Source organism: Ensifer sp. BR816 (assembly GCF_000378985.1).
Taxonomy (GTDB): Bacteria; Pseudomonadota; Alphaproteobacteria; order Rhizobiales; family Rhizobiaceae; genus Sinorhizobium.
Genome location: NZ_KB905370.1, coordinates 1,675,223 through 1,687,539, shown reverse-complemented (window position 1 = coordinate 1,687,539; position 12,317 = coordinate 1,675,223). Strand labels below are relative to the sequence as shown.

Annotated in this window: 3 protein-coding genes and 1 pseudogene; all 4 read left to right on the top strand. The window is 64.4% G+C overall.

Features of this window, described 5'->3' with window-relative positions; genetic code table 11:
• Positions 1 to 86: 86 nt before the first annotated feature.
• On the top strand, positions 87 to 980 hold the full coding sequence (locus RHIBR816_RS0108105) for a LysR family transcriptional regulator (protein ID WP_026186760.1): 894 nt from the start codon (positions 87 to 89) through the stop codon (positions 978 to 980).
• 353 nt (positions 981 to 1,333) lie between these two features.
• Positions 1,334 to 9,943, top strand: a complete 8,610-nt coding sequence (gene ndvB / locus RHIBR816_RS0108100) for a cyclic beta-(1,2)-glucan synthase (RefSeq protein WP_026186759.1) — start codon at positions 1,334 to 1,336, stop codon at positions 9,941 to 9,943.
• A 196-nt stretch (positions 9,944 to 10,139) separates the two neighbouring features.
• Complete coding sequence (locus tag RHIBR816_RS0108095; RefSeq protein WP_026186758.1) at positions 10,140 to 11,294, top strand: OpgC family protein; 1,155 nt, start codon at positions 10,140 to 10,142, stop codon at positions 11,292 to 11,294.
• A gap of 77 nt (positions 11,295 to 11,371) precedes the next feature.
• Positions 11,372 to 12,040 (top strand): annotated as a pseudogene (locus tag RHIBR816_RS35705) (carbon-nitrogen hydrolase family protein); the annotation flags it as partial.
• Positions 12,041 to 12,317 lie beyond the last annotated feature (277 nt).

The window sequence follows — 12,317 nt, the reverse complement described above, 5'->3', positions numbered from 1 at the left end:
CGACAAGATCATTCTTAATTCTGATCATATCGAAAGGTGACGGGCTTGGATCGCGTTGCTTCTGACTATGTTGATGCGAGGCCGGAATGAAGTTGAGCCGCCGATTGGTTCCCGACGTGACAACGCTGCAGGCATTCGAATGCGCGGCGCGCCACGGCAGCTTCACCCAGGCCGCAGCCGAGCTCAACCTCACCCAAAGCGCCGTCAGCCGGCAGATCAAGGATCTCGAAACCCAATTGGGCGTGCTGCTCTTCGAGCGGGTGCGCCAGCGCGTCATCCTCTCGGATGCGGGCCAGAAATTCCTGCCGGAGGTCCGCCGCCTCTTACACCAGACCGAGGAATTGATGGTGCGCGCCATGGCCTCGGCACGGGCCGATTCGAGTCTTTCCGTCGCTTCGCTGCCGACCTTCGGCAGCCGCTGGCTGGTGCCGCGCCTGCCCGACTTCCTGAGACGCCATCCCGGTACGGTGCTCAACATCGCCTCGCGTTCCGCACCGTTCGATTTCGACGAGCAGAATTTCGACCTGGCAATTCACTACGGCCAGCCGGTCTGGGCGCGCGCCATCTGCAGCTATCTCTGCAGCGAGGTCATCGTGCCGGTCGCAAGCCCGGCGCTTCTTGCGGCAAACGCGGCCGAGGTGCCTGACGACATCGGCGGCGGGCCGCTGCTTCATCTGGCGACGAGGCCGAAGCTCTGGGCGCAATGGTTCGACGCGAACGGTGTCGACAGCCATGGCGCCTACCGGGGCAACCGCTTCGACCAATTCTCGATGGTGATCGAAGCGGCGACCGCAGGTCTCGGTTTTGCCCTTTTGCCCCGCTATCTGATCGAGCAGGAACTGGCCGCAGGCACGCTGCGGATTGTAGTCGATCGACCGATGCAGACGGAAAACAGCTATTATCTCGTCGTGCCGGAAGGCAAACTGGAAAACCCGATCAGCCGCGCGTTCCGGGAATGGATCAGCGAGCAGGTCGACTGAAACAGATACAGCCGGGGAGGGTGGACGGCGGCATGTCCAGCGGTTCCTTGGGGATCGCGGCGTCGCCACATACCAGGAAGGGGCCGGATTTGACGGAAGCATTCATCAAGGCTGCGGGAGCGTGCGGCCGCGCCGCATGGCCGCCGCGGCAGGCCAGCGCAAATCGTCCGAGACGGTGCTCGCAATCCTTGCAAGCCGCTGACACTACGGCTAAAAAATGCCACGTTCATGCATCACGCCGCCGTGACATCCAACGCGCCGTCGGCCTTGCGATCTCTAAGCCCCAAGTCCCGGCCGGCGCCCGCTCCCGCGGGTTTCCGGCTCCAGGATGACGAGGGCTGATGGGGGGACACATGACCGTGTCTAGAAACGCGCCGGCGCCGCCTGGATCTTCAGGGCCGCAGCCAATTCGGCAGATCAACGAGAACCGGGCCGATCAACCCCGGTTGGAACCAGAATCCATACCCATGCTCCAACATACGACGTCGTCCAATACACCGCGCGAAACGGAAGCGAAGCAAATCGATTATAACGATTCGATCCGCTCGACCTATTTTTCGATCGACGACCTCAGGGCGTGCGGGGCCGAGCTTGCGCTAAACGGCGTTGCCTCCCTGCCGGGATTCTTTCCCTTCGAGTTCCGCACCAGGCACCGGGAGAATGAAAGGGAGATCTTCCGCGTCTACCGGGCGACGGCCGCCGATGTCGAAGCCGGCGCCTCGATCACGCCGGCGGCGGAGTGGCTGCTCGACAACCACCACGTCGTCGAGGAAGCGATCCAGGAGGTCCGGCGCGACTTTCCGCGCAGGTTCTACCGCCAATTGCCGACGCTGTCGGTCTCCGGAACGACCATACCGCGCACAATGGCGCTGGCCTGGCTCTTCGTGGCCCACACGCACAGCACGGTTTCGCGTGAGACCATCACCGCGATGGTCGAAGGCTTCCAGGAGCATGAGACCTTAAAGATCGGCGAGCTGTGGGCATTGCCGTCGATCCTTCGTTTCGTGCTCATCGAGAACCTTCGACGCATCGCGATCCGCGTCGAGCGCTCGCGCGGCATGCGCCGCAAGGCGAACGAGGTCGCCGACCAGATCATTCGTCTCGGCGATCCGGATCGATGCCGGGCGCTGCTGGCGGACTCGGAGGCGCTCGCCGCCGACAATACCTTCATCGCTCAGCTCCTCTACCGCATGCGCGACGGCTCGCAGACCTCCGGCGCGGTCATCGCCTGGATCGAGGAAAGGCTGGAGCAGCGCGGCACCGACGTCGAGGAGGCGCTGGTCGCCGAGCAGAACCGCCTGTCGTCGGGCAATGCGACGATGAGCAACATCATTCGCGGCCTGCGCGAAATCGACGACACCGACTGGGCCGTCTGGTTCGAGAGCGTCAGCAGGATCGACGCGACGCTGCGCGACGGTTCCGACTATTCGGCCCTCGATTTCGGCTCGCGCAACAAGTATCGGGACACGATCGAAAAGCTTGCCCGCCGGTCCGGCTACAGCGAGCATGAGGTCACCGAAACGGCGATCGAGATGGTCGAGGAGGCGCGGGCCGCCGCCGCGGTCGAGGCGCCGCTGCAGGAGCCGAATGTCGGCGCCTTCCTCGTCGGCAAGCGGCGCAAGGACCTGGAGAGGCGGATCGGCTATTCGCCGTCGGTGCTGCAGCGCATGATCCGCCTGGTGCGCAAGCTCGACTGGTTTGCGATCGCCGGGCCGAACATCCTCCTGACCATCCTGGCGATGATCGCCGTCTACGTGTTCGTCAGCCCGATGGACATTCCGAGCGGCGCGAAGCTGATCATGCTCTTGCTTTTCGCGCTGCCGGCCTCCGAAGGCGCGATGGGCCTGTTCAACACGCTGATCACGCTCTTCGTCAAACCGTCGCGGCTCGTCGGCTACGAATTCCTCGACGGCATCCCCGAGGACGCCCGCACGCTCGTCGTGGTGCCGTGCCTGATCGCCAAGCGCGACCATGTCGACGAATTGGTGCGCAATCTCGAGGTTCACTATCTCGCCAATCCGCGGGGCGAGATCTCCTTCGCGCTGTTGAGCGACTGGGCCGACAGCAAATTCGAGGAAACGGCGGCCGATTCGGACGTGCTGGAATATGCCAAGCGCGAAGTGGCCGCGCTCGCCGCACGCTATGCCTATGACGGCAGGACGCGCTTCTTCCTCTTGCACCGCCGGCGGTTGTTCAACGAGGCCGAAGGCGTCTGGATGGGCTGGGAGCGCAAGCGCGGCAAGCTGCATGAGCTCAACCTCCTCTTGCGCGGCGATCGCGACACGTCGTTCCTCCAGGGCGCCAACACGGTGCCGGCGGACGTGCAATATGTCATGACGCTCGATTCCGACACGCGCCTGATGCGCGACGCGGTGACGAAGCTGGTCGGCAAGCTCTACCACCCGATCAACCGGCCGGTCGTCGACCCGAAAAACCAGAACGTCGTCGCCGGCTACAGCCTCCTGCAGCCGCGCGTGACGCCGTCGCTGACGACGGGCAGCGAGGCCTCGGCCTTCCAGCGCATATACTCGATCAACCGCGGCATCGATCCCTATATCTTCACCGTTTCCGACGTCTACCAGGACATCACCGGCGAAGGCAGCTTCACCGGCAAGGGGCTCTACCACGTCGATGCCTTCGAGGCCGCCCTCAAGGGCCGCATCGAAGAGAATGCCGTGCTCAGCCACGACCTGCTCGAGGGCTCCTATGCGCGCTGCGCGCTGGTCACCGACATCGAGCTCGTCGAGGACTTTCCCACCCGCTACGAGGTGGAAATGTCGCGCCAGCATCGCTGGGCGCGCGGCGACTGGCAGCTCCTGCCTTACATTTTCAGCCTGGCGAACGGGCTTTCCATGCTCGGCCGCTGGAAGATGTACGACAACCTGCGCCGCTCGTTGATCCCCGTCGCCTGGCTCGCGGCCTCCGTCATGGGCTGGTACTACATGGAGCCGGCGGATGCGCTGATCTGGCAGATCGTGCTGATCTTCAGCCTTTTCGTCGCGCCGACCCTGTCGCTCATCAACGGCATCATGCCGCGACGCAACGATATCGTCGCCCGCGCGCATATCCACACGGTGCTTTCCGACATCCGTGCCGCCAACGCCCAGGTTGCCTTGCGCATCGTCTTCATCGCCCACAATGCGGCGATGATGGCGGACTCGATCGTCCGCTCGCTCTACCGCACCTTCGTCAGCCGCAAGCTGATGCTCGAATGGCGCACGGCCGCGCAGGTCCAGAGCGCCGGCCACGGCTCGATCGGCGACTATTTCCGCGCCATGTGGGCAGCGCCGGCGCTTTCTCTCGTCTCGCTGGCGCTCGCCGCCGTCTCCGACACCGGGCTGCCCTTCATCGGCATCCCCTTCGCCCTTCTCTGGGCGGCGTCGCCGGCGGTCGCATGGTTCGTCAGCCAGTCTGCGGAAACCGAAGACCAGCTCGTCGTCTCGGACGAGGCGATCGACGACATGCGCAAGATCGCTCGGCGGACATGGCGCTACTTCGAGGCTTTCGTCACGGCCGAGCAGAACTTCCTGCCGCCGGACAATTTCCAGGAAACACCGCAACCGGTCCTGGCGGAACGCACCTCGCCGACGAATATCGGTGTCTATCTGCTGTCGGCGATGTCGGCGCGCTCCTTCGGCTGGATCGGCTTCGAGGAGACGATCACGCGGCTTGAGCAGACGATCGCAACGATCGATCGCATGCCCAAATATCGTGGCCATCTGTTCAACTGGTACCGCACGCGCGGCCTCGAAACTATGGAGCCGCGCTACATCTCGTCGGTCGACAGCGGCAACCTCGCCGGGCACCTGATCGCCGTGTCTTCCATGTGCCGGGAATGGGCCGAGGCGCCCTCTGCCCATGTCCAGGGCAACCTCGACGGGATCGGCGACGTCGCCGCGATTCTCTCCGAGGTGCTGAACGAACTGCCGGACGACCGCAAGACCGTGCGTCCGCTCAGGCGGCTGATCGAAGAGCGCATCGCCGGCTTCCAGAACGCGCTCGCCGCGGTCAAACGCGAGCACGAGTTCGCCTCGATCCGGGTGATCAACCTGGCGGTGCTTGCCCGCGACATGCACAAGCTGACCGTCAATCTCGACCATGAGGTCCGCACCGCCCAGAGCGGCGAAGTGGCGAAATGGGCGAGCGCGCTGGTGGCGACCTGCGAGGCGCATATCGCCGACGGCGTCTTCGATCTCGGTGCGATCGACTCGCTGCGCCAGCGCCTGCTGGTGCTGAAGGACCGGGCCCGCGACATCGCCTTCTCGATGGACTTCAGCTTCCTGTTCCGGCCGGAGCGGCGGCTGCTGTCGATCGGCTACCGGGTGAACGCCAACGAACTCGACGAGGCCTGCTACGACCTCCTGGCCTCGGAAGCGCGGTTGACCAGCCTGTTTGCGATCGCCAAGGGCGACCTGCCGACCGAGCACTGGTACAAGCTCGGACGGCCGATCGTGCCGATCGGCGCGCGCGGCGCGCTCGTCTCCTGGTCCGGCTCGATGTTCGAATATCTGATGCCGCCGCTCGTCATGCAGGAGCGCCAAGGCGGCATCCTCAACCAGACGAACAACCTGGTGGTGCAGGAGCAGATCAACCATGGCCGGCGCCTCGGGACCCCCTGGGGCATCTCCGAGGCCGCCTTCAACGCGCGCGACCACGAGTTGACCTACCAGTACACCAATTTCGGCGTGCCGACGCTGGGCCTGAAACGCGGCCTCGGCCAGAATGCGGTGATCGCGCCCTACGCGTCGATCCTCGCCTGCATGTACGATCCGAAGTCGGCACTCGCCAATCTGGAGCGGCTGCGGGAAGTCGGGGCGCTGGGTGCCTATGGCTATCACGATGCGGTGGATTTCACGCCGACGCGGGTGCCCGAAGGGCAGAAATGCGCCGTAGTGCGCAACTACTATGCCCACCATCACGGCATGTCGATCGCAGCCGTCGCAAACGTCGTCTTCAATGGGCAATTGCGCGAATGGTTCCACGCCGATCCGGTGATCGAGGCGGCCGAGCTCCTCTTGCAGGAGAAGGCGCCGCGCGACATTCCGGTGATGGCCGCCAAGCGCGAGCCGGAATCGCTCGGCAAGGGCCAGGCCGACCTGCTGCGCCCGGAAGTCCGGATCATCGAGGAGCCGCTGTCGCAGGACCGCGAGACGGTGTTCCTGTCGAACGGCCACTATTCGATCATGCTGACGGCGACCGGCGCCGGCTATGCGCGCTGGAACGGCCAGTCGGTCACCCGCTGGAAGCCGGACCCGGTGGAGGACAGGACGGGAACGTTCATCTTCCTGCGCGACACGCTCACAGGCGACTGGTGGTCGGCGACCGCCGAGCCGCGGCGTGCCGAGGGCGAGACGACGCTCACCCGCTTCGGCGACGACAAGGCGGAGTTCGTCAAGACCGTCGGCGATCTCACGAGCGAGGTGGAATGCATCGTCGCCACCGAACACGACGCGGAAGGCCGCCGGGTGATCCTGCTCAATACGGGGACGGAAGACCGGTTCATCGAGGTCACCTCCTATACCGAGCCGGTGCTTGCCTATGACGACGCCGACAGCGCGCATCCGGCCTTCTCGAAGATGTTCATCCGCACGGAGATCAGCCGGCAGGGCGACGTCATCCGGGTGTCGCGCAACAAGCGCAGTCCCGGTGACCCGGATATCGAGGTCGCGCATCTGATCACCGACAATGCCGGCAGCGACCGCCACACCCAGGCGGAAACAGACCGCCGCCGCTTCCTTGGCCAGGGCCGCACGCTGTCGGAGGCTGCCGCCTTCGACACGGGCGCCAGCCTTTCGGGCACCGACGGCTATACGCTCGATCCGATCATGGCGCTTCGGCGCGTGGTGCGGGTGCCGGCCGGCAAGAAGGTGAGCGTCATCTTCTGGACGATCGCCGCCCCGGACCGGGAAGCGGTCGACCGGGCGATCGACCGCTACCGCCACCCGGAAACTTTCAATCACGAGCTGATCCACGCCTGGACCCGCAGCCAGGTGCAGATGCGCCATGTCGGGATCACCTCTAAGGAAGCCGCGAGCTTCCAGATGCTCGGCCGCTATCTGGTCTATCCGGACATGCATCTTCGCGCCGATACCGCGAGCGTCAAGAGCGGCCTTGCCTCCCAGGCGGCGCTCTGGCCGCTGGCGATCTCCGGCGACTTCCCGATCTTCTGCCTGAGGATCAATGACGACGGCGACCTCGGCATCGCCCGCGAGGCGCTGCGCGCGCAGGAGTATCTGCGGGCCCGCGGCATCACCGCCGACCTGGTGGTCGTCAACGAGCGCGCTTCGTCCTATGCGCAGGATCTGCAGCACACGCTCGATTCCATGTGCGAGAACCTGAGGCTGCGGGGGCTTTCGGACGGCCCGCGCCAGCACATATTCGCCGTCAGGCGCGACCTGATGGAGCCGGAGACCTGGTCGACCCTGATCTCGGCATCGCGCGCCGTCTTCCACGCCCGCAACGGCACGATCACCGACCAGATCGCCCGCGCCACTGCCCTTTACGCAAAGCCTGCGGGCGAGGCGAAGGAGAGCACTCGCATGCTGCCGGTGATCCAGGATGGAGCCTCGGGGGCAGCAGTGACCGTCTCTGGTGACGGCCTCGAATTCTGGAACGGTTTCGGCGGATTTGCCGACGAGGGCCGCCAATATGTCGTGCGGCTGCGTGGCGGCGAGGCGACGCCTCAGCCGTGGATCAACGTCATTTCCAACGAGGCCTTCGGCTTCCATGTGTCGGCCGAGGGAGCAGGCTTCTCCTGGAGCCGCAACTCGCGCGACTACCAGCTGACCCCCTGGACCAACGACACCGTCGTCAACCGGCCGGGCGAAGCGATCTTTATCCGCGACATTGCCAGCGGTGCGGTGTTGACGCCCCACGCCGCCCTTTCGCGGCGCAAGTCGGCGCTGTTCGAAGCGCGTCATGGCCTTGGTTATTCGCTCTTCCGAAGCAGGCAGGACGACCTCGAGATCGAAGCGACCCACACGGTGCACAGGTCGCTGCCGGCCAAGCTCGTCCGGCTGACGATCCGTAACCGCGGTTCGTCTGCCCGCAAGCTGCGCGTCTATGGCTATGCCGAGTGGGTTCTCGGCAACAATCGCAGCCGCACGGCACCCTTCGTGCTGGCGGAATGGCAGGAAGCCGCGAAGGCGCTTCTGGCGACCAATCCCTACAGCATCGACTATGCGGGCCGCACCGCCTTCTTCGCCATCGATGGCGCGACGGCGGGCCATACGGCGAGCCGCCGGGAGTTCCTCGGCCGGAATGGCGCGATCCTCGCCCCCGAGGCCGTCCTCTCGGGCACCGCGCTTTCCGGGTCGACCGAGACGGACGGCGACCCCTGCGCGGCACTGGCGACGGATCTCGCCATCGAACCGGGGAGCGAGCGGCAGATCACCTTCTACCTCGGCGATGCCGACAGCAGCGATCAGGTGGAGGGCATTCTCTCGGAACTGCGCGCCGGTGCCTTCGACAAGGTGCTGGAGGCGTCAAGAACCTTCTGGCGCGAGTTCACCGATGTGGTGAAGGTCGAGACGCCCGACCCGGGCTTCAACCACATGGTCAACCATTGGCTGCCCTACCAGGCGCTCGGTTGCCGGATCATGGCCCGATCGGCCTTCTATCAGGCGAGCGGTGCCTTTGGCTTCCGCGACCAGTTGCAGGATACGCTCGCCTTCCTCACCCACCGGCCGGAACTGGCGCGGGCGCAAATTATCAACGCCGCCTCCCGGCAGTTCGTCGAAGGGGACGTGCAGCATTGGTGGCTGCCGGGCTCCGGCTCCGGCGTCCGCACGATGATTTCCGACGATGTCGTCTGGCTCGCCTATGCGGTCGCGCATTATTGCGTGGTCACCGGCACAAAGGACATTCTCGACGAGAAGCTGCCCTTTATCGTCGGGCCGGCGCTCGAAGAAGGACAGCACGACAGCTTCTACACGCCGGAGATCGCCGACGAGGTGGCCGACATCTACGAGCATTGCGCCCGCGCGCTCGAACTCGCCATCAAGCGCACCGGGGCCAACGGCCTGCCGCTGATCCTCGGCGGCGACTGGAACGACGGCATGAACCGCGTCGGCGAAGAGGGCGAGGGTACGAGCGTCTGGCTCGGCTGGTTCCTGGCCGGTACGTTGCGCGCCTTCCTGCCGCACGCGCGCGAGCGCAAGGACCAGCCGCGCATCGCGCTCTTCGAAACGCATCTCGACATCGTCAAGCGGGCGCTCGATGAGGCCGGCTGGGACGGCGACTATTATCGCCGCGGCTACTATGACGACGGGACGCCGCTCGGCTCGGCGGAAGGCAACGAATGCCGGATCGACTCGATCGCGCAGTCGTGGAGCACGCTGTCGGGCGAGGGTGACGCGGAGCGTTCCCGGCGCGCCATGGATGCGGTGATGGCGGAACTGGTCGACCCGGAGAAGCGCATCGTCCGGCTCTTCACGCCGCCGCTCGAAAAGACAAAGCAGGATCCCGGCTATATCAAGTCCTACCCGCCGGGCGTCCGCGAGAATGGCGGCCAGTATACCCACGCGGCTACCTGGGTCGTGCTGGCCTTCGCCACCCAGGGACGGGCGGAGGAAGCCTGGCGTGCCTTCCAGATGCTGAACCCGATTTCGCATGCGCAGAGTCGCAGCGACGCGGAGCATTACCGCGTTGAGCCCTACGTCGTCGCCGCCGATGTCTATGGCGAGGGAGCGCTTGCCGGCCGCGGCGGTTGGACCTGGTACACGGGCTCGGCGGGCTGGCTTTATCGCGCCGGCGTGGAAGGCATCCTCGGTATCCGCCAGCGCGGCGAGAGGCTGGCGATCCGGCCAGTCTTGCCGGAACACTGGGACGGCTACTCCGCCGAGGTTCGGCTGAACGGTGCGACGCACCGGATTTCCGTCAGCCGCGACAAAAAATCCGGTGAGTTGATCGTCAGCGTCAATAATAGTGTCACAAAAAACGCGCATGAAGGCATTTTGCTGTAACTGCCGGAAATGACACGGAGGAGCCGGCTTTGTACGGAACGTGCGAGGCCGGTTTTTCTTTGCCGTTCAGTTGCGGTCGGCGCGCCCCGAATTTCGGGTCGCGATTTCATAGACGCTGCCGGAAGACCCTCTGGTGCGGCTGCGTCCGGTTTCAACAAGGGGTGGGGCGGGGCGCCAAATCCCGGATAAGGACCGCATGCTGCAAAAGACTTCTTGGGGCGGCAGAGACCCAATCGGAACCGCCCCGGCTATGGCAGGGCGCGACACGCGCCTCGACGTCTTTCGAGCCCTCTGCCTGCTGACGATCTTCATCAATCACGTTCCGGGCCAGTATCTCGAATATCTCACGCACAAGAACATCGGCTTCTCCGATTCGGCAGAGGCCTTCGTCCTGATTTCCGGCCTTTCGGTCGGCGTCGCCTATGGCGGCAGGTTCGTGGCGGGCGCGCGGCTGGCCCTGACGCTCAAGGTCTGGCGGCGGGCGCTGACGCTGTATGTCGCGCATATCATGACGAGCGTGGTGACGCTGGCGATCTTCGCCGGCGGCGCCCTCTATTTCGGCCGCCAGGACCTGATCGGCGAAATCAACATCCGCCCGATCGTCGACCAGGCGGAGCAGGGCATCGTCGCCATGGTGCTGCTCGGCCACCAGCTTGGCTATAACAACATTCTGTCGATGTATGCGGTGCTGTTCCTGATGCTGCCCGGCATGCTCTGGCTGAATGCTGCGAGCCCGCGATTGCTGTTCGGCCTCTCGGCAACGCTTTGGCTGGCCGCCGGCTGCTTCAAGCTGGTGCCATACAATTTCCTCGACGAGGGCTATTGGTTCCTCAATCCGTGGTCCTGGCAGTTCCTGTTCGTGATCGGCATCATCGCGATGACGCATGTGCGCCGCGGCGGCAGCCTGCCCAGAACCTGGTGGCTGATCCTGCCTTCCGTGGCCTATCTGCTGGTGTCAGGCGCCTGGGTGCTGTTTTCCTGGTGGAACATCGACTTTTCCTTCGGCCTACCGGCGGTCCTGACCGGCTTCGACAAGACTTTCCTGTCGCTGACGCGACTGCTGCATGTGCTGGCGCTCGCCTATCTTCTGGCGATCACCCCGCTCGTCAGCCGCCTGACGCGGCTCGATGCCAATCATCCGCTGGTGATGATCGGGCGCAACTCCCTGCCGGTCTTCATCTTCGGAACGATCCTTGCCATGGCGGGGCAGGTGCTGCTCTTCGTCACCGGCAAGAACCCGATCATCGGCTCCCTCTTCGTCGTCGCCGGCGTCGGTCTGCACTTCGTCTATGCCTATTACCTCGACTGGCTAAAGGAGGTGGGGAGCGTGAAGCCGCTGAGGGCTGCGTGAGAGCGCCTCCGGATCGGTCGAGATTTGCATGAATTCGATGTGGCGTAGGATGTGTCCAAGGATTCACCGATTCGTGGATGGGGAGGGCTCATTCCTTGAAAGTGGCCACAGCGCAGACGCCCGTGTCGGCGGCGATTTCGCTAAACGCAACCGCAATAGGCGACATGATCAGGAGAGCGGCGCTTCAAGGCGCGCGGCTGATCAGCTTTTGCGAAGGCGCGCTGTCAGGCTACGGGAAGGCACAAATAGGAAGTCCTGATCATTGGCGGGACTTCGATTGGGATCGGCAGGAAACCGAGCTTCGGAGCATCGCCGAAGTCTGCAGGCAATTCCGCATCTTTGCTGTCGTAGGTGCTGCGCATCGGCTCTCCGGAACCTACCCGCCACACAACAGCCTTTACGTGTTTGCGGACGATGGGAAGCTGCTGACGAGATACGATAAGAGATATCTGTCGAGCAGCGAGCTTGGCGGCTGGTATACGCCAGGACTGCAGCCTGTCACGTTCGAGGTCGATGGTTATCGTTTTGGCTGCGCTGTGTGCATCGAGTCGCAATTTCCTGAGATATTCGCCGAGTACGAGCGTCTTGGTGTCGATGCGGTTCTATTTTCCTCCTATGGCATTCCCCAACACTTCCAGATCGCGCTGCAGGCGCATGCTGGGCTGAACTGCATTTGGATAGCGGCGGCGACGCCGGCACAAGCCGCTCACGAGGGCGCCGGTGGGATGATCGGCCCCGATGGGAGATGGATCACTCGAGGCTCGGAGGCGCTTGAGCCGAGTCTCGCGGTAGCAATGCTCGATCGGGCAGATCCTGCTTACGAAATCCCGCTTCAAAGAGCGCGTCCCTGGCGTGCCAAAGCAAGGCAGGAGACATTTACCGCGAAAAGATGGCGGACGACGCGAGAAGTCTCGACAGGGACGTCTATTAACCTCGCGCGGGCGAGAAGCACATGCGCCTTCCGCGATCATCGCATTGCCTCAAAAGAAAATGCCCCGGAACGGTTCCGGGGCATTCCTTTGT